Raw genomic sequence first — 18,459 nt, forward strand, 5'->3', positions numbered from 1 at the left:
ACTTATAACGCAGATAAACCCACTGCGGCACAGTCGCGGGCAGACTGGCGCAGTTGATCTATACTTTTGAAATCAATCGCAGTTCACACGCCAGTGGGTGTCAGGCCAACCGGGACGTTATGCCTGGCGATAACCCTTGAAGTCTTTACGCAGTTCCAGAGATGGGAAGGATGACCAGATCCAAGGACCTTACACAGCTGCAGGTCGATAGCGTTTTTTGCATCAGCTTGCGCGAACGCGCCGATCGCCGCCTGCTGCTGCAACACGAGTTCGCAGACAGCGGGTTAAAGATCGAATATGTGCTGGTCGAGCGCGATCAGCACAGCCCTGAACGGGGCTGTTTCGATTCCCATGTTCAATGCGCGCGCATTGCCTTGGAGCGCGGCTGTCGGCGCGTGTTGATTCTCGAGGACGACGCCACTCTGGTAGCGTTCGAGCCGTTTCAGGTCGAACAGGTCAACCGCTTTCTGCAGAGCGCCGATCCAGAGCTGTTCTACCTGGGCGCAAACCTGGGCAAGGTCTGGTTGACTTGGCGCCGTGGCATCGCCCGGGTGCGTGCCCGCGGCAGCCATGCTTATCTGCTGTCGAACCGCGGCTGTCAGCGCCTGCTGGAGCAAGGCGGTTACGCGGGCACTGCTCTGGACAAGGTCTTGGCGCAGCACTATCGCGGTTACATGGCCTTCCCCATGTTGAGCCAGCAACAACCCGAAGAAGTCGCCGCCAGCGATATCGTCCGCGCCCGCTCCACCGACGGCACCGCCGCCGATGCGGCGTTCTGGCGCGATAACTGGCGCCGGCAATACAGCCAGGTGCTGCGTAATGTGGGCAAGACGCTGTTGTTGCGGGATTTGTAGATTTCACCTGACGCGTGCTGTTTTCAAGAATGAGCCGATTAAAAACGCTATTCGGCTCAAAGTAGCCATTGGCGCGGGCTGGTCCGACGGTTAGCAATGAGGACTGCTCTTTCCTGGTGCTGGCTGAAGCGGCTGCGTGGCCGTAAGTGATATTTCAGAAACGAAAAAAGCCGCGCAATGCGCGGCTTTCAATTTGGTGGGCCCACACGGACTTGAACCGTGGACCAAAGGATTATGAGTCCTCTGCTCTAACCAACTGAGCTATAGGCCCCAGAGGTGGCGGGGATTATAGCTAGGGTTTTGAATGGGTGCCATCCGAAAGATCCGATAGTGCTAAACGCAGGAAGCCTGCAGCGAATTCTTCCGGCGGCAGCGGCAAGCTGACGATGTAGCCCTGGATCTGCTCACAGCCCTCAGCGGTGAGGAAATGCTGCTGCGCCTGGTTCTCTACCCCTTCGGCAATGATGGTCAGCTGCATGCTCCGGCCGAGGGCGATGATCGCGCGAGTGATCGCAGCGTCGTGCGGGTCGTCGGGCAGGCCGCGGATGAACGATTGGTCGATCTTGAGGATGTCCAGCGGCAGGCGCTTGAGGTAGCTCAGGGATGAATAGCCGGTGCCGAAGTCGTCGATCGCCAGTTGCACGCCGAGCTGCTTGAGCTGATGGAGCACGCTGAGCGCTTCTTCGGCCTGGCTCATGATGAAGTTTTCGGTGATCTCCAGCTGCAGGTCGCCGGCCTTGAGCTGGTAGGTCTTGAGCAGTTGCTCGATGCGCTTGGCCAGGTGGGGCTGGCGCATCTGCGCGCCGGCGAGGTTGATCGACAGCGGGCCGAACGGCTGATAGCGCTTTTGCCACTGGTGCATCTGCCGGCAGGCTTGTTCCAGTACCCAGTCGCCAAGCTGGAGGATGGTGCCGTTCTCTTCAGCGAGATGGATGAAATGCTCTGGGGAAACGTCGCCGAAGGTTGGGTGGTTCCAGCGGATCAGGGCTTCGGCACCGACCAGGTTTTGTGTCTTGAGGCTGAGCTTGGGCTGGTAGCACAGGCTCAGCTCGTTGCGATCGATGGCGCGGCGCAGTTCGTTTTCCAGGGCCACGCGCACGCTGGCCTGGGCCGTGAGGTCACGGGTGTAGGCTTCGACCCGGTTGCGGCCTTTGGCCTTGGAGCGGTACATCGCAGCGTCGGCGTTGCGGATCAGGCTGGCGACGTCGCTGCCGTCTTGTGGGTAGAGGCTGATGCCGATACTGGCGCTGGTGAAGAACTCGTGTTCGCCGGCCTGGAACGGCGCGCTGAAGCAGGCCAGCAGTTTGTTGGCGATGGCACTGGCGTCACTTGGCTTATGCAGACCAGGCAGCAGAATGATGAATTCGTCACCGCCCAGGCGGGCCACGGTGTCGACGTCGCGCACCTGTTCCTTGAGGCGCTGGGCAATGCCCTTGAGCAGCAGGTCACCAACCGGGTGGCCGAGGCTGTCGTTGATGTGCTTGAAGCGATCGAGGTCGAGGAACAGCACCGCGCCCTGGCGGTTGGACACCTGCGAGCACTGCAGCGCGGCATGCAGGCGGTTTTCGAACAGGGCGCGGTTGGGCAGGCCGGTCAGTGGGTCGTGATGCGCCTGGTAATCCAGTTTGGCCTGGGCGTGCTTGAGGCTGGAGATGTCGGCAAACACCGCCACGAAGTGAGTGATCTCGCGCTCGCTGTTACGCACCGCGCTGATGGTCAGCCAACTCGGGTACAGGTCGCTGTTCTTGCGCTTGTTGAAGATCTCGCCTTGCCAGTGGCCTTCGGCAGTCAGCTGGTGCCACATGGCAACGTAGAAGGCGCTGTCATGCTGGCCAGAGGCGAGCAGGCGCGGGGTCTGACCGAGGGCTTCGATCTCGCTGTAACCGGTGATCTCGCTGAATGCCCGGTTGACCGCAGTGATGCGCTGATCGGTGTCGGTGATCAACACACCTTCGGCAGTGTTTTCAAACACAGTGGCGGCCAGTTGCAGTTTTTCCTGCATGAGATGGCGTTCGGTGATGTCGCGGGCGATAGTCAGCATGCAGTCGGCGCCGGCAATCGGCAGCGGTCTGGCGGACAGCTCACAGAGGCGAATCTGACCATCGCTGCGGCGAATGTGGCAGCTGAAATCACGCACGAAGCCGTCTTTCTTGAGTTTGCTCAGCAGCAGCTTGCGTTCGTTGAGGTCGACCCAGATGCCCAGGTCCAGCGAGGTTTGGTCAAGGCGCGGGTCAAGGTTGTAGCCGGTCAGGCGGCAGAAGCCTTCGTTGACCTCGAGCAGGAGGCCGTCGCTCTGCCTGGACAGCAGCAAGCCGTCGGGCGAGGCGTGGAAGGCCTTGGCGAATTTCTCTTCGGAGATCTGCAGGCGCTGCTGGGTTTCCTTCAGCTGGCTGATGTCGCGTACGGCCACGACCAGCGCCGGGGTGCCGTCGAGGTCGAAGGTCTCCGCCGAGGTGAGGCCGGTGAACAACTCGCCGTTGCTGCGCCGGAAGCTCATCTCGAGATTGCGAATACCGCCCAGGTGCAAGCGTTCCAGTACGCTCGGGCCGCTGCCGCTGACGCCCCACAGACCAAGCTCGGTAGCGGTGCGGCCGATTACCTGATTGGGGCCGAGGCCGATCTGCTCCTCGAATGCTTCGTTGACCTCAAGCAGGCAGCCATCGCTGTGCCGAGCAATCAGGAGGATATCCGGGCATTGCTGGAACACCGAAGCAAACTTCTGCTCGGACAGACGCAAGGCGTGCTCGGTACGCTTGGTCTCGCTGATATCGATCATCAGGCCGCGCATCACCGAGCGCTGGCCCTGCTCGATCATGCTGACGATATCGCGCACCCACAGCGTATGGCCATCGGCGCGGATCACGCGGTAGTCGAGGCTGTGATCGCGGCCGGCGGCAGTTTCGCTGTCGCAGTAAGCCTTGGCCCAGAGCGCGTCCTCGGGATGCACGATGCTGCTCCAGAAACCGGGTCTGAGCCAGTCTCCCAGGCTGTAACCGAGCAGGTCTTCGGCGTGGGGCGAGACGTAGCTGTAGGTGAAATCGTTGGCGTCGGCTTCCCATGCGACCGCCGACAGGCTTTCGACCAGGCTGCGGTAATGGTATTCGCTGCTGCGCAGTTCCTGTTCAAGCGCTATGCGCCGGGATATTTCCGAGCTGAGCCGGCGATTGATGCGGATGACGGCAGCGAGAACCAGCATCAGCAGCATAACTGTCGGCAGGCCATAGAGCAGCATGTCGTGCCAGAAGCTGCGCTGATCGACGACGTTACCGACCCAGCGCTGCTGGATGTCATTGACTTCATCGCTGCTCATATCGGCGATGACTTTGTCGAGGATGGCCACCAGTTGCTTGTTGTCCCGGGGTACGCCCATTGCCAACTGGTAGCGGTAGGGTGTTTCGCCGCTGACGTAGAGGCCATCGAGCTTGAGCTCGCGCAGGCTCCAGATGCTCGAAGCAAGGTCACCGACCACGGCGTCCACTTCGTCGGTCGCCAAGGCTTGCAGGGCCGAGCTGACATTGGGCAGGGCGACCAGATTCAGGTCGGGGTGGTGGGTGCGCAGCAGTTCATGGGGCGCGTAGTTTTCCACCACCGCGATCTTCAGCCCGTACAGATCCTTGAGGGTGCGCGGTTGGCGACCGCCCTCATGGGCCAGAATAACGATCGGGAAGTCCAGGTATGGGCGGGTGAAGGACAGGTAGTTCTGCCGTTCCGGGGTCGACATCACGCCCGGCAGCAGATCGAGTTGATTGTTGCGGGCAAGCTCAAGCACCTCGCTCCAGGTTCTTGGCTCGGTCGGCTTGAGGGTGACGCCAAGACGTTCCTGGATCACATTGATGTAATCGGCGGCCAGTCCCTGGTAGAGGCCCTCCTGATCGCGAAACTCGAACGGGGGCCAGGATGCGTCCACGCCCAGGCGCAGCTGTGGATGGGCGCTGAGCCAGGCTTGCTCGTCTTCGGTCAGGGTCAGGGCGCCGGCCGTTGCGCTCCAGTAAAACAGGATCAGCAACAGTAGGGCCGGCATTTTCGGCATAGCAGCCTCTAGGCAGATAGTCTGAATTCGAGTGTAGCCGTGCATTGCTGCGGGGTGTGAGGGTAAGACGATTAACTTCGGCAGGAATTCAACAGCTGGCGGGATTGCCCCGACAACTGCGCGGTCAGTGCTGGCACTTTTTCGATGGCCAAGAAAAACCCCGGCCTGGGCCGGGGTTTGTCATCACTCGTCGAGGAAGGAGCGTAGATGCTCGCTTCTGGTCGGGTGGCGCAACTTGCGCAGCGCCTTGGCTTCAATCTGACGAATCCGCTCACGGGTTACGTCGAATTGTTTGCCGACCTCTTCAAGGGTGTGGTCGGTGTTCATGTCGATACCGAAACGCATGCGCAGCACTTTGGCTTCGCGTGCGGTCAGGCCGCCCAGAACATCACGAGTCGCTTCCTTGAGGCTCTCGACGGTAGCTACATCGATTGGCGACTGCATGGTCGAGTCTTCGATGAAGTCACCCAGGTGCGAATCTTCGTCATCACCAATCGGCGTCTCCATGGAGATTGGCTCTTTGGCGATTTTCAGCACCTTGCGGATCTTGTCCTCAGGCATCTCCATACGCTCGCCAAGCTCTTCCGGGGTCGGTTCGCGACCCATTTCCTGCAGCATCTGCCGGGAAATACGGTTGAGCTTGTTGATCGTCTCGATCATATGCACCGGAATACGGATGGTGCGTGCCTGGTCGGCGATCGAGCGGGTAATGGCCTGACGAATCCACCAAGTGGCGTACGTCGAGAACTTGTAACCACGACGGTATTCGAACTTGTCGACCGCCTTCATCAAGCCGATGTTGCCTTCCTGGATCAGATCGAGGAATTGCAGGCCACGGTTGGTGTACTTCTTGGCGATCGAAATCACCAGACGCAGGTTGGCCTCGACCATCTCTTTCTTGGCGCGACGGGCCTTGGCCTCGCCGATCGACATGCGACGGTTGATGTCCTTGATTTCGGCAACGGTCAGACCGGTTTCGTTTTCAAGGTCTACCAGCTTCTGCTGGCAGGCGACGATGGCATCGTTCTTTTCGCCCAGCGCTGCAGCCCACTTGGTGCTGCGCTTGGAGAGGTCACCGCTCCAGGTCTGGTCGACTTCGTTGCCCGGGAACAGGCGCAGGAAGTCGGCACGCGGCATGCGCGCATCACGTACGCACAGCTGCATGATTGCGCGTTCTTGCTGACGCAGACGGTCCAAGGCACCACGAACGCGCTCGACGAGCACCTCGAACTGCTTGGGCACCAGCTTGATCGGCATGAACAGCTCGGCCAGAACCTGCATCGCGCCAATGCTTTCGGCATGGCTGCGGCCGTGCTTCTTGAGCACTTTGAGGGTAATCGCGAGCTGATCGGACACGGCGCCGAAGCGCTGCTGGGCGAGAACTGGGTCGGGACCGCTTTCGGTCTCTTCCTCTTCCTCGCTGTCGTCTTTCTCTTCGTCCTCCTCCTCGTCGTCCTTGGCTGCAGCGGCGTTTTTGGCGCCTAGCTGCGGGGCTTCTTCGGACGGCGTGGCGATATTGTCGTCAGGGTCGATGTAACCGCTGAATACGTCGGACAGGCGACCACCTTCGGTGGTGACGCGGGTGTATTCGCCGAGGATGTAGTCGACAGTACCCGGGAAATGGGAGATAGCCCCCATGACCTCACGAATGCCTTCCTCGATCCGCTTGGCGATTTCGATTTCGCCTTCGCGGGTCAGCAGCTCGACAGTACCCATTTCGCGCATGTACATGCGCACCGGGTCGGTCGTGCGGCCGATATCGGTCTCGACAGCAGCCAGTGCTGCGGCGGCTTCTTCGGCTGCGGCCTCATCAGTGTCGGCTTCCGCCAACAACAGGGCATCCGCATCCGGAGCAGTCTCGAATACGTTGATCCCCATGTCGTTGATCATGCGGATGATGTCTTCCACCTGCTCTGGATCTGAAATATCCTCAGGCAGATGGTCGTTGACCTCCGCGTAAGTCAGGTAGCCCTGCTCACGACCGCGGGTGATCAACTCTTTGATACGAGATTGCTGTTGCGCTTTTCCGGACATAACACCCTATCCACTGAAGGTCTTGGCGGGCAAAAAAACAAGCCGAGGATTATACCCGAATAAGGGCCTCACGCGCCAGATGAGGTCGGGTTTTGTGCAGGAACTTTGCGGCTCAGCAGGGCCAAAAGCTGAGATTTTTCCTCTGGACTCAAGTCACTTTGACGCGCTTTGCGCATCAGATGTTCCAGGCTGCGCTCGCGTTGGCGGGCGGATAAGCTAGTAATGGTGTCGAAAAACTGTTGTTCAAGGTTATCGGCATCGATCAGCCATTCCTTTTCTGCCAAGGCGCGCAATAAACGCCCTTGGTCAGTGCCGTGCCAGCGTGCAATCAGTTGCATTGAGCTTAGCTTAGGATTCTTCTGTGCAGCTTCGATCAGCGAAATCAGCAGCTGGTTGTACACATGCTCTTCATCGGCGAAATGGCTGGCGTCTTCGACCTTGCCAGCCAGCAGCGGGTAATGCAGCAGGGTGCGCAAGGCCGACAGCGTTGGCGGTTCGACCGGCGCCGGCACCCGTGGCGGCGCCTCGCGCTGGCCATCCCGTTGCCAGGGTTTGCCGCCTTTCTTGTCCCAGGGTTTTTTCTCCCACTGCTTTTTGCCGGCACCTTTGTTCGGCGTCCATGGCCGCTGCTCTTGCTGCGCGCCGTAGTCGGGCTGGTGCGCGTCGGCATAGTCGGGGGTGTAGCTGGCCATGGCGTCGTAATCGAAGCCTGGGTCGTAATCGGGTACGCTGGCCGCTGGCGCGTTCTGCGTCAGTTGCTCGACCTGCTGAGTATCCAGCCCGGTGATTTCCTTGAGGCGGTTGCGCATCAATTGGCGCAGGTTGGCGCCGGGGACTTTTTCGATCAGCGGTGCAGCCAGGGTCGCCATGTGCGCCTTGCCTTCCAGTGAGCGAGGATCGGCTTCGTTGCTCAATTGCTCGAAAAAGTAATCCGCCAGCGGTTGTGCGTGCTGAATGATGCGCGCGCGGAACGCGTCGGTGCCTTCGGCACGGACCAGGCTGTCCGGGTCTTCGCCTTCGGGCAGGAACAGAAAGCGTGCGCGGCGACCGTCCTGCAGGCTCGACAGCGTCGACTCCAGTGCACGCCAGGCTGCCTTGCGACCGGCCTGATCGCCGTCAAAGCAGAACAGCACGCTGGGCACTACCCGGAACAGGCGCTTGAGGTGCTCTTCGCTGGTGGCAGTGCCGAGGGTCGCTACGGCATTGCGCAGGCCTTGCTGAGCCAGGGCGATGACATCCATGTAGCCTTCGACGACGATGATTTCGTCGAGGCTGCGGTTGTGCTTGCGCGCTTCATACAGGCCGTACAGCTCCTGGCCTTTGTGAAATACCGGGGTCTCCGGCGAGTTCAGGTACTTGGGCTTGTCGTCACCCAGCACGCGGCCGCCAAAGGCGATGATCCGGCCACGGCTGTCGCGGATCGGGAACATCACCCGGTCGCGGAAGCGGTCGTAGCGCTTGCCACTTTCGGCATTCTCGATCAGCAGGCCGGCATCGATCATGACCTTTTGCTGCAGGCTGTCGGCACCCAGGTGCTTCATCAGGTTGTCCCAGCCGGGCGGGGCGAAGCCCAGGCTGAAATCACGGGCGATTTCGCCGGACAGGCCACGACCCTTTAGGTAATCAACGGCCGCCTTGCGCGTCTGATGGCTGCGCAGCGCCTGGCGGTAGTATTCGGCGGCAGCTTCCAGCAAAGGGTACAGCGGCGAGTCGGTCGGTTGACGTGGCTTGTTGCCACGCCGGCCTTCTTCGCGCGGGACTTCCATGCCGGCACTGCGGGCGAGGTCTTCGACGGCCTGGGGAAAGTCCAGGTTGTCGTGGTCCATGACGAAGCCGAGCGCATTACCGCCGGCGCCGCAGCCGAAGCAGTAATAGAACTGCTTGTCGGGGCTGACCGTGAACGACGGCGATTTTTCTTTGTGGAACGGGCAGCAGGCGGAGTAGTTCTTGCCGGTTTTTTTCAGCTGGACGCGCGAACTCACCACGTCGACTATGTCGGTGCGGTTAAGCAGGTCGTCAATGAAGCTCTGGGGAATCAGCCCGGCCATGGCAGTCTCGTCATCGTGCAGTCGGCAAGTCTAATCGCTAACGCAAGGGTGCGGGAATGATGGGTGCGGTGCGATGCAGTGAGGGTCAAGCGAGGGGAGTGTGCGCGTCGCCAGCCACAAGGGCTCGTCAGACAGGGACGGCACGCCTGGTCGCGAGGACCAGTTCTGACGTGTGTTACGGTTGCCGGCTGCTCTAGGTAGCTGGCGCCTCGGGCTCGCGCCTGAGGTTTGAAGCTGCTGCTGCCAACTGCCCGGGGTTAGCCGGGCAGGGCAGAAGCTTTGCGACGAACGTCTGTATTAGTACAGACGAACGGCGCGGCGCTGTTCGCGCTGCACTTTCTTCGCGTGACGCTTGACTGCAGCAGCAGCCTTGCGCTTACGCTCGGAAGTTGGCTTTTCGTAAAACTCGCGGCTACGCACTTCAGCCAGTACACCGGCTTTTTCGCAGGAGCGCTTAAAACGACGCAGAGCTACGTCGAAGGGTTCGTTCTCTTTTACTTTGACGGCTGGCATCCAGGGCTACCTTCGTTCGTTACCGGGGTAGACGTGCTCCTGACAAAAATAAAGATGCGCTGGAGAACGTCGGTTTTCAAGGGTTGCGGATGTTAACGCTAAGCTGACCGGAATGCAAAGCCTCTGATCGAAAACCGCTGGTCGGCACTGGGCACGGGGACTATCATGCGCGCCTTCGAATTCAGCCTAAACAAGGCACAGACCCATGCTAGTACTGGGATTGGAAACATCCTGCGATGAAACCGGCGTCGCATTATACGACAGTGAACGCGGTTTGCTCGCTGATGCACTGTTCAGTCAAATCGACCTGCACCGCGCCTACGGCGGCGTTGTGCCCGAGCTTGCCTCGCGCGATCACGTCAAGCGCATGCTGCCGTTGATCCGCGAAGTACTGGCGGATGCCGGCGCAGTGGCCAGCGATATCGACGCAATCGCCTACACCGCAGGCCCGGGCCTGGTCGGCGCGCTGCTGGTGGGCGCCTCCTGCGCGCAGTCGATGGCATTTGCCTGGGATATCCCGGCAATCGGCGTGCATCACATGGAGGGTCACCTGCTCGCGCCGATGCTCGAAGAGCAGCCGCCGCAATTCCCGTTCGTCGCTTTGTTGGTGTCCGGCGGCCATACGCAGCTGGTTCGGGTCGATGGCATCGGCCAGTACCAGTTGCTCGGCGAGAGCCTGGACGATGCCGCCGGCGAGGCCTTCGACAAGACTGCCAAGCTGATCGGCCTGAATTACCCCGGCGGCCCGGAAATTGCCCGCCTGGCCGAGCAGGGTGTGCCGGGGCGCTTCACGTTCCCGCGGCCGATGACCGACCGCCCTGGGCTGGAATTCAGCTTCAGTGGCCTCAAGACCTCAGCGCTGAACACCTGGAACAAGTGCCGTGATGCCGGTGACGACACCGAGCAAACCCGTTGCGACGTGTCGCTGGCGTTCCAGCAGGCGGTAGTCGACACTCTGACCATCAAGTGCAAGCGCGCCCTGCAGCAGACCGGCCTCAAGCGCCTGGTGATTGCCGGCGGGGTCAGTGCCAATACCGCGTTGCGCGCATCGCTGGAAGGCATGCTGGCAACGATCAAGGGCAATGTTTACTACGCGCGTCCGCGCTTTTGCACTGACAACGGCGCGATGATCGCCTATGCCGGTTGTCAGCGTTTGCTGGCCGGGCAGCAGCAGGATCTGGCGATCAGCGTGCAGGCGCGCTGGCCGATGGAGCAGTTGCCGCCGATCTGATCGGTTTTTTTAAGGGTTGGGGCGGCGTCAGAAATGCCGTTCGCGGCCAGCGAACAGGTCGCGCAGGTTGCGCCGATGGCGCCAGACGATGAGTAGCGTCAGCACACTCATCGGCAGCAGCGCCGCCGGCTCGCGCCAGGCCAGTAATGGCAGGGTCAGCGGAGTGGCGATCAATGCGGCGAGCGAGCTGGTGCGGGTCAGGTAGAAGGTCACCAGCCAGGCCGTGATAGCCAGCAAGGCAGCTGGAATGTACAGGGCCAGGAGCACGCCGGCGGCAGTGGCTACGCCCTTGCCGCCACGGAAGCGAAAGTACACCGGGAACAGGTGGCCGATGACCGCGCACAGGCCGATCCAGGCTTGCTGTTGCAGGCCCAGCCCGGCTTGCTCGGCCAGCAGCACGGGCACGATGCCCTTGCACAGGTCGCCCAGCAGGGTCAGGATCGCCATCTTGCGCCCAGCCAGGCGCAGCATGTTGGTCGCCCCGGCATTGCCCGAACCGCTTGAGCGAGGGTCGGGGTTACCGCTGAGGCGGCTCAGAACAATGGCAAAGGACAGCGAGCCAAGCAGGTAGGCGAGCATCGCCAATAACCAAAACATGCTAACTATTCCGGGCGAGGACGCCTTGATTCTAACGGCGCCAGTCGCCCTTGTCGTGCTGTGGAGAGAAGTGCTTGGACAGAGTGTTCATCGAAGGCCTGGAAGTCGATACGGTAATCGGCGCCTACGACTGGGAGCGGGAGATTCGCCAGTGCCTGCGCCTGGACCTGAGTCTGGCGTGGGACAACCGCCCTGCGGCCGCCACTGACGACCTCAACCTGGCCCTGTGCTACGCCACCATCACGGCGCGCATTCAGGCCTTTGCCGAACAGGCGCGGTTCGAACTGGTAGAAACCTTCGCCGAGCGCCTGGTCGCGCTGTTGATGGCCGAATTCAATATCCCCTGGATACGCCTGAAACTGACCAAGCCGGGCGCGGTGCCGGCGGCTCGTGGTGGTGTTGGCGTGGAGATCGAGCGCGGATGTCTCTGAGCACGGTATATCTGGGGCTGGGCAGCAATGTTGAGCGCGAGCGGCACTTGTGTGCGGGGCTCGACGCGCTGGCCAGCTTTCTCGGCGACATGCGTTGCTCGGCAGTATTCGAAAGCCAGGCGGTGGGGATCAAGAGTGGTCCGTTCTACAACCTGGTGGTGACCGGGCAAACCGACCTGCCGCTGCTCGAGCTGGACCGTCGGCTGAAGTTGATCGAGGCGGAAAACGGCCGCTACGCGCCTGAGCGCAAGGGCTTGCCGCTGGATATCGATGTGCTGATGTATGACGATCTGCACGGTAGCTTCGATGGCCTGGAATTGCCGCGGGCGGAGATTCTGAAAAACGCCTTTGTGCTGCTGCCGTTGTCGCAGATCGCGCCGCAGCTGGTCCATCCCGGTGAGGGCAAGCGCATGGCCCAGCTGTGGCAGGATGCCAACATCGATCAGATATTGGCACCCGTGCCGTTTGAATGGCGCGGCTTGCAGTTGACCCGGACCTAAGCCGCAGTCACAGCGGCATTCAGCGCTGGGTATAGGCTTCCAGTGCCGACAATCGCTGGGCTTTGACCGCCTCGCCCAGCGCTTGCCCGGTCAGGCCTTGCTGGACCAGATCTTTCACTTCTACGGCTTTCGCGGCTGCAGCTGCTCCGCGCAGGTAGGCACTCTGCGAGCAGTCATGCAGCGAGTGTCCATGGGCAATCATCTCGCAGACTGCGATGAAGTCTTCCAGGCGCTGCGGACGGCGATAGACGTCGAACTTCTGCAAAATATTCAGCAACGTGCTGGCATCCAGCGCTGCTGCCTGCTGGTAGTGATCCTGCCATTCGCCTACCAGGCAGGCGAGTTCCTGGCATTCACGAGGTGCCTTGAAACGCTGGCCTACGGCTTTGATGGCTGCACCCAGATCATGGGTCAGGCAGGCCCAGCGTACGTGCAGTGGCTGTTCATGGGCTGCGGCGTGGGCCAACACGGCCAAGGTGGCCTGGCCGCGTTCACCTGGCGTGTCAAACAGCGAATCCAGCTCGGGTAGCAGCTCTTTGAGCGCGCCGCAGGCCCGCAGCACTTCAATGAATACCTGTGGCTGATCTTCCATCAGGGCCCGTTCGATCTCCTTCCAGCTGCGTTCGGCAGTCAGCGCCTGCAGTTCACCGGACTCGGTGATCTGGCGCATCAGCTCAAGCGTCTGGGCGGCCACCGTGAAGCCCAAAGCGGCATAGCGCGCAGCGAACCGCGCAACCCGCAGCACGCGCAGGGGATCTTCGGCGAACGCCGGAGATACATGGCGCAGGATGCGCTGTTCCAGGTCACTCTGGCCGTTGTAGGGATCGTATAGGTTGCCCTGCAGGTCTTGGGCCATAGCATTGATGGTCAGATCGCGGCGGATCAGGTCTTCTTCGAGCGTAACTTCGGGGCTGGCGTGAAAGGTAAAGCCGCCATAGCCGCGTCCGCTCTTGCGTTCGGTGCGCGCAAGTGCGTACTCCTCGCCGGTTTTCGGGTGGATGAAGACCGGGAAATCAGCACCGACCGGGCGATATCCCAGCGCTTGCATCTGCTCGACCGTTGCACCCACCACCAGCCAGTCGACATCGCTTACCGGCAAGCCGAGCAGGCGGTCGCGCACGGCGCCGCCGACTTTGTAAATCTGCATGTAGAACCTCCATTGCTGGCGACAGGATACCCTGTCGACAGCAATGGCGGTGGCTGTGCTAGAGGTGGTGGATCACCGCCAGGTCCATCCGGCCGTAGTCGCCGGGGTCGCCGTGTTCGCCCCGTGGCGGCATGTGATGGGTCTTCATGATCTGGTCACCTTGCACGGTTTCCAGATGGATATCGAAGCCCCACAAACGGTGCAGGTGCTTGAGGACTTCTTCGGTGGAGTCGCCCAATGGTTTGCGGTTGTGCTGCTGGTGGCGCAGGGTCAGCGAGCGGTCGCCGCGGCGGTCGATGCTCCAGATCTGCACGTTCGGTTCGCGGTTGCCAAGGTTGTACTGCGATGCCAGTTGTTCGCGGATGGTGCGGTAGCCGTCTTCGTCGTGGATTGCAGGCACCAGCAGGTCATCACGCTGGTCGTCGTCAAGGATGCTGAACAGCTTCAGGTCGCGGATTACCTTGGGTGACAGGTACTGCAGAATGAAGCTCTCATCCTTGAAACTGCTCATGGCGAACTTGATGGTAGACAACCAATCGCTGCCGGCAATTTCAGGGAACCAGCGGCGATCTTCATCAGTTGGGTGTTCACACATACGCCGAATATCGACGTACATGGCAAAGCCCAGGGCGTAGGGGTTGATGCCACTGTAGTACGGGCTGTCGAAGCCGGGCTGGAACACCACGCTGGTGTGCGACTGCAAAAACTCCATCATGAAGCCTTCAGTAACCAGGCCTTCGTCGTAGAGGTCATTCATCAAGGTGTAATGCCAAAAGGTTGCCCAGCCTTCGTTCATCACCTGGGTCTGGCGCTGTGGATAGAAGTACTGGGCAATCTTGCGCACGATGCGCACCACTTCACGCTGCCAAGGCTCAAGCAATGGGGCGTGCTTCTCGATGAAATAGAGGATGTTCTCCTGCGGTTCGGCCGGGAAGCGCGCGTCGTCGCGGTCGTTGCCCTTGTCGGCGCCTTTGGGGATGGTCCGCCACAAGTCGTTGATCTGGCGTTGCAGGTGTTCTTCACGGTCCTTTTGCCGGCGGCGCTCTTCCTCGGCGGAAATCGGGTAGGGGCGTTTGTAGCGGTCCACGCCGTAATTCATCAAGGCGTGGCAGGAGTCGATCAGGTCCTCCACTGCGTCGATGCCATGGCGCTCTTCACACTGGGCGATGTACTGCTTGGCGAACACCAGGTAATCGATGATCGAGCTGGCATCGGTCCAGGTGCGGAACAGGTAGTTGCCCTTGAAGAAGCTGTTGTGGCCGTAGCAGGCGTGAGCAATCACCAGTGCCTGCATGCACATGGTGTTTTCTTCCATCAGGTAGGCGATGCACGGGTCGGAGTTGATCACGATCTCGTAAGCGAGGCCCATCTGCCCCCGGCTGTAGGACTTCTCGGTGCTGAGGAACTGCTTGCCGTAGGACCAGTGGTGGTAACCGAGCGGCATGCCGATCGAGGCATAGGCATCCATCATCTGCTCGGCAGTGATGACCTCGATCTGGTTGGGGTAAGTGTCCAGCGCGTAACGCTCGGCCAGCCGACCGATTTCGCGGTCGTAGGTCTGGATCAGGTCGAACGTCCACTCGGACCCGGTGGAAATCGGTTGGCGTCTCTGTGCTCTGGCGGTCATGTGGCTAACCTGCGCTGGAAGAGTTCACGGAAGACCGGATAGATATCACCGGCCGAGACCAACTGCTGCTGGGCAAAGGTATCCGGGAACGAATCGCCGATGCGCTCGTACTCGTACCACAGCGCCTGGTGCTCACGTGGGGTAATTTCAACGTAAGTGTAGTACTGCACATGCGGCATGATCTGCTTGGAGAGGATCTCGCGGCAGATCGGCGAATCGTCGTTCCAGTTGTCCCCGTCCGAAGCTTGCGCGGCGTAGATGTTCCAGTCGTTGGTCGGATAACGTTCGGCCATGATCTCCTGCATCAGTTTGAGCGCACTGGAGACGATGGTGCCGCCGGTTTCGCGCGAATAGAAGAACTCTTCTTCGTCGACTTCGCGGGCACTGGTGTGGTGACGTATGAACACTACGTCGATGCGGTCGTAGTTACGCTTGAGAAACAGATACAACAGGATGAAGAAGCGCTTGGCGATGTCCTTGGTGGCCTGGGTCATCGAGCCGGACACGTCCATCAAGCAGAACATCACCGCCTTGGAGCTGGGACTGGGTTGCTTCACCAGCAGGTTGTACTTGAGGTCGAAGGTGTCGAGGAAGGGCAGGCGGTTGATCCGCGCGCTCAACCGCTGGATTTCGGCTTCGACTGCCTGAATATCGGTGAAATTGTCTGGTTCTTCGACTTTCAGTCGTGCCAGCTCCGCCTTGGCCTCACGCAACAGGGCGCGGCTGCTGCCGGTCAGGGCGATGCGCCGGGCATGGGCCGAGCGCAGGGTGCGGATGATGTTGATGCGTGCGGGGTTGCCTTCATTGCTGATCCCGGCGCGGACGGTCTTGTAAGTCTCGGTGCCGGTCAGCTGGCGTTTGACCAGGTTGGGTAGCTCGAGGTCCTCGAACATGAACTCGAGAAACTCTTCCTGAGTGATCTGGAATACGAAGTCGTCCATGCCATCGCCGGAATTACCCGCTTTGCCACGTCCGCCGCCACCGCCGGCGCCGCCTTGCGGCCGCGCGATGTGTTCACCGGCGGTGAATTCCTTGTTGCCTGGATGGACCACGGTCTGCTTGCCGCCGCGGCCATGATGAAGCACCGGTTCGTCGATATCACGCCCGGGGATGCTGATCTGCTCGCCGTGCTCCATGTCCATGATGGAACGACGACTCACCGCCTCTTCGACGGCCTTCTTGATGTGGTCACGGTACCGGCGCAGAAAACGCTGGCGGTTGACCGTGCTCTTGTTCTTGCCGTTCAGGCGTCGGTCGATTACGTAGCTCATGGTCTCTCCGCTGACAACAGCTGCAGGCTTGACGCTGCACGAAACAGCCACCACCAGTACCGCAGGCTGTGGCGCAGCGTCGAAACGGTGCGCTGCACAGCGTGCGGTCTGGGCCGTCTAGCTAGCCGCTTACTGCGATTTCCTGACCCGCAGGTACCATTCCGAAAGCAGGCGCACCTGCTTGTCGGTGTAGCCACGCTCCACCATCCGGGTGACGAAGTCGTTGTGCTTCTGCTGGTCCTCTTTGCTGGCCTTGGCGTTGAAGCTGATGACCGGCAGCAGGTCTTCGGTGTTGGAGAACATTTTCTTCTCGATCACCACCCGCAGTTTTTCGTAGCTGAGCCAGGTTGGGTTCTTGCCGTTGTTGTTGGCGCGGGCACGCAACACGAAGTTGACGATCTCGTTGCGGAAGTCCTTCGGATTGCTGATGCCGGCCGGTTTCTCGATCTTCTCCAGCTCCTCGTTGAGGGCAATCCGGTTGAGGATTTCGCCGGTTTCCGGGTCGCGGTACTCCTGGTCCTGAATCCAGAAGTCTGCGTACAGCACATAACGGTCGAAGATGTTCTGGCCGTACTCGCTGTAGGACTCGAGGTAGGCGGTCTGGATTTCCTTGCCGATGAACTCGATGTAGCGCGGTGCCAGGTACTCTTTGAGGAAGCGCAGATAGCGTTCACGCACCTCGGCCGGGAATTGCTCCTGCTCGATCTGCTGCTCCAGTACATACAGCAGGTGCACCGGGTTGGCCGCTACCTCGTGGGCGTCGAAGTTGAACACCTTGGACAGGATCTTGAACGCGAAGCGGGTCGACAGACCGTTCATGCCCTCGTCGACACCGGCCGAATCGCGGTACTCCTGGATCGACTTGGCTTTTGGATCGGTGTCCTTTAGGTTCTCGCCGTCGTAGACGCGCATCTTCGAGTAGATGTTGGAGTTTTCCGGCTCCTTGAGGCGCGACAGCACAGTGAACTGGGCCAGCATCTTCAAGGTATCGGGCGCGCAATGCGCCTTGGCCAGCGAGCTGTTGAACAGCAGCTTGTCGTAGATCTTGATCTCGTCACTGACGCGCAGGCAGTACGGCACCTTGACGATGTAGATCCGGTCGATGAACGCTTCGTTGTTCTTGTTGTTACGGAAGGTGTGCCACTCCGATTCGTTGGAGTGAGCCAGCAGAATCCCGGAGTAGGGGATCGCCCCCAGGCCTTCGGTACTGTTGTAGTTACCTTCCTGGGTAGCTGTCAGCAGTGGGTGCAGGACCTTGATCGGCGCCTTGAACATCTCGACGAATTCCATCAGGCCCTGGTTGGCCCGGCACAATGCGCCCGAGTAGCTGTAGGCGTCGGCGTCGTTCTGCGGGAATTCTTCGAGCTTGCGGATATCCACCTTGCCGACCAGTGCCGAGATGTCCTGGTTGTTTTCGTCACCGGGTTCGGTCTTGGCCACGGCGATCTGATTGAGGATCGACGGGTACAGCTTGACCACCTTGAACTGGCTGATGTCGCCCCCGAACTCAGCCAGCCGCTTGGTCGCCCAGGGCGACATGATGGTGTTCAGATAACGCCGTGGGATGCCGAAGTCTTCTTCGAGAATGGCGCCGTCTTCTGTCGCATTGAACAGACCCAGCGGCGACTCGAAGACCGGCGAGCCCTTGATCGCATAGAACGGTACTTTTTCGATCAGTTGCTTGAGCTTCTCGGCCAGCGACGACTTACCGCCACCTACCGGACCGAGCAAATAAAGGATCTGTTTCTTCTCTTCCAGACCCTGCGCAGCATGGCGGAAGTAGGAGACTATCTGATCGATGCACTCTTCCATGCCATGGAAGTCGGCAAAGGCCGGATAGCGCCGGATCACCTTGTTGGAGAAGATGCGCGACAGCCGTGAGTTGGTGGAGGTATCGATCACCTCCGGTTCACCGATGGCCAGCAACAGCCGTTCGGCCGCCGAGGCGTACGCGCTGCGGTCCTGCTTGCACAGCTCCAGGTATTCCTGCAGCGTCAACTCTTCCTGACGGGTTGACTCGAAACGTTGTTGGAAGTGGCTAAAAATACTCATGACGTCACCTCGCTCGATACGTGGAGCCGACGCCGGATCAATCAGTTGATGCTGGCAGCTGCCGGATTTCGCCGGCCGCTGTGTACCCCCCAGAACACCCTTGAAGCGCTACCGATGACCCGCA

Annotated in this window: 13 protein-coding genes and 1 tRNA gene; 4 read left to right on the top strand and 10 right to left on the bottom strand. The window is 60.4% G+C overall.

All coding sequences use genetic code 11. The annotated features are described in order from the left end of the window. Positions 1-170 precede the first annotated feature (170 nt). Complete coding sequence (locus ACIOAU_RS19785; protein ID WP_150571164.1) at positions 171-854, top strand: hypothetical protein; 684 nt, start codon at positions 171-173, stop codon at positions 852-854. 194 nt (positions 855-1,048) lie between these two features. Here the strand turns inward: ACIOAU_RS19785 and ACIOAU_RS19790 are convergent. From ACIOAU_RS19790 to rpsU, 5 genes are all read right to left on the bottom strand, one after another. Next, a tRNA-Ile gene (locus tag ACIOAU_RS19790) sits at positions 1,049-1,125 on the bottom strand. 21 nt (positions 1,126-1,146) lie between these two features. Beyond that, positions 1,147-4,884, bottom strand: a complete 3,738-nt coding sequence (locus tag ACIOAU_RS19795; protein WP_401184116.1) for a bifunctional diguanylate cyclase/phosphodiesterase — start codon at positions 4,882-4,884, stop codon at positions 1,147-1,149. A 183-nt stretch (positions 4,885-5,067) separates the two neighbouring features. Next, positions 5,068-6,918, bottom strand: coding sequence for an RNA polymerase sigma factor RpoD (rpoD, locus tag ACIOAU_RS19800; protein ID WP_101322402.1), 1,851 nt, complete (start codon positions 6,916-6,918; stop codon positions 5,068-5,070). Positions 6,919-6,986: 68 nt separating this feature from the next. Further along, a complete protein-coding gene (gene dnaG, locus ACIOAU_RS19805) occupies positions 6,987-8,966 on the bottom strand; it encodes a DNA primase (RefSeq protein WP_150571166.1) in 1,980 nt (659 codons plus the stop codon). Between the two features lie 297 nt (positions 8,967-9,263). Beyond that, positions 9,264-9,479, bottom strand: coding sequence for a 30S ribosomal protein S21 (rpsU, locus tag ACIOAU_RS19810; protein WP_002551877.1), 216 nt, complete (start codon positions 9,477-9,479; stop codon positions 9,264-9,266). A 205-nt stretch (positions 9,480-9,684) separates the two neighbouring features. On the opposite strand from rpsU, the gene tsaD reads away from it, so the two are divergent. Further along, a complete protein-coding gene (gene tsaD, locus ACIOAU_RS19815) occupies positions 9,685-10,710 on the top strand; it encodes a tRNA (adenosine(37)-N6)-threonylcarbamoyltransferase complex transferase subunit TsaD (protein WP_101322400.1) in 1,026 nt (341 codons plus the stop codon). Positions 10,711-10,737: 27 nt separating this feature from the next. Here the strand turns inward: tsaD and plsY are convergent, their stop codons facing one another. Further along, positions 10,738-11,307 carry a glycerol-3-phosphate 1-O-acyltransferase PlsY gene (gene plsY / locus ACIOAU_RS19820; protein ID WP_103435199.1) on the bottom strand — a complete coding sequence of 190 codons (570 nt, stop codon included), beginning with the start codon at positions 11,305-11,307 and terminating at the stop codon, positions 10,738-10,740. 74 nt (positions 11,308-11,381) lie between these two features. Here plsY and folB point away from each other — a divergent pair, with 74 nt between their 5' ends. Further along, positions 11,382-11,738 (top strand): dihydroneopterin aldolase, encoded by a 357-nt coding sequence (gene folB / locus ACIOAU_RS19825; RefSeq protein WP_101322398.1) that lies wholly within the window; start codon positions 11,382-11,384, stop codon positions 11,736-11,738. Then, a complete protein-coding gene (folK, locus tag ACIOAU_RS19830; RefSeq protein WP_150571167.1) occupies positions 11,729-12,238 on the top strand; it encodes a 2-amino-4-hydroxy-6-hydroxymethyldihydropteridine diphosphokinase in 510 nt (169 codons plus the stop codon). The genes folB and folK overlap by 10 nt, the downstream gene beginning before the upstream one ends. Before the next feature lie 19 nt (positions 12,239-12,257). Here the strand turns inward: folK and ACIOAU_RS19835 are convergent, their stop codons facing one another. From ACIOAU_RS19835 to ACIOAU_RS19850, 4 genes are all read right to left on the bottom strand, one after another. After that, a complete protein-coding gene (locus ACIOAU_RS19835; protein WP_401184122.1) occupies positions 12,258-13,385 on the bottom strand; it encodes a multifunctional CCA addition/repair protein in 1,128 nt (375 codons plus the stop codon). Between the two features lie 58 nt (positions 13,386-13,443). Continuing rightward, on the bottom strand, positions 13,444-15,012 hold the full coding sequence (locus tag ACIOAU_RS19840; RefSeq protein WP_101322395.1) for a SpoVR family protein: 1,569 nt from the start codon (positions 15,010-15,012) through the stop codon (positions 13,444-13,446). Continuing rightward, the gene (locus ACIOAU_RS19845; protein ID WP_101322394.1) at positions 15,009-16,283 is read right to left on the bottom strand and encodes a YeaH/YhbH family protein; all 1,275 of its coding nucleotides are present in this window, start codon (positions 16,281-16,283) and stop codon (positions 15,009-15,011) included. Before ACIOAU_RS19845 ends, ACIOAU_RS19840 begins: the two co-directional genes overlap by 4 nt. Before the next feature lie 129 nt (positions 16,284-16,412). Continuing rightward, on the bottom strand, positions 16,413-18,335 hold the full coding sequence (locus tag ACIOAU_RS19850) for a PrkA family serine protein kinase (protein ID WP_101322393.1): 1,923 nt from the start codon (positions 18,333-18,335) through the stop codon (positions 16,413-16,415). Positions 18,336-18,459: the final 124 nt, after the last annotated feature.

The sequence above is a fragment of the Pseudomonas sp. NPDC088322 genome (assembly GCF_044740745.1).
Lineage (GTDB): Bacteria > Pseudomonadota > Gammaproteobacteria > Pseudomonadales > Pseudomonadaceae > Aquipseudomonas > Aquipseudomonas shirazensis.

What these genes read in the sequence shown, in the direction of transcription:
- ACIOAU_RS19785 (WP_150571164.1), top strand. Translation starts at nt 171, where the DNA reads ATGACCAGATCCAAGGACCTTACACAGCTGCAGGTCGATAGCGTTTTT.
- ACIOAU_RS19795 (WP_401184116.1), bottom strand. Translation starts at nt 4,884, where the DNA reads ATGCCGAAAATGCCGGCCCTACTGTTGCTGATCCTGTTTTACTGGAGC.
- rpoD (WP_101322402.1), bottom strand. Translation starts at nt 6,918, where the DNA reads ATGTCCGGAAAAGCGCAACAGCAATCTCGTATCAAAGAGTTGATCACC.
- dnaG (WP_150571166.1), bottom strand. Translation starts at nt 8,966, where the DNA reads ATGGCCGGGCTGATTCCCCAGAGCTTCATTGACGACCTGCTTAACCGC.
- rpsU (WP_002551877.1), bottom strand. Translation starts at nt 9,479, where the DNA reads ATGCCAGCCGTCAAAGTAAAAGAGAACGAACCCTTCGACGTAGCTCTG.
- tsaD (WP_101322400.1), top strand. Translation starts at nt 9,685, where the DNA reads ATGCTAGTACTGGGATTGGAAACATCCTGCGATGAAACCGGCGTCGCA.
- plsY (WP_103435199.1), bottom strand. Translation starts at nt 11,307, where the DNA reads ATGTTTTGGTTATTGGCGATGCTCGCCTACCTGCTTGGCTCGCTGTCC.
- folK (WP_150571167.1), top strand. Translation starts at nt 11,729, where the DNA reads ATGTCTCTGAGCACGGTATATCTGGGGCTGGGCAGCAATGTTGAGCGC.
- ACIOAU_RS19835 (WP_401184122.1), bottom strand. Translation starts at nt 13,385, where the DNA reads ATGCAGATTTACAAAGTCGGCGGCGCCGTGCGCGACCGCCTGCTCGGC.
- ACIOAU_RS19840 (WP_101322395.1), bottom strand. Translation starts at nt 15,012, where the DNA reads ATGACCGCCAGAGCACAGAGACGCCAACCGATTTCCACCGGGTCCGAG.
- ACIOAU_RS19845 (WP_101322394.1), bottom strand. Translation starts at nt 16,283, where the DNA reads ATGAGCTACGTAATCGACCGACGCCTGAACGGCAAGAACAAGAGCACG.
- ACIOAU_RS19850 (WP_101322393.1), bottom strand. Translation starts at nt 18,335, where the DNA reads ATGAGTATTTTTAGCCACTTCCAACAACGTTTCGAGTCAACCCGTCAG.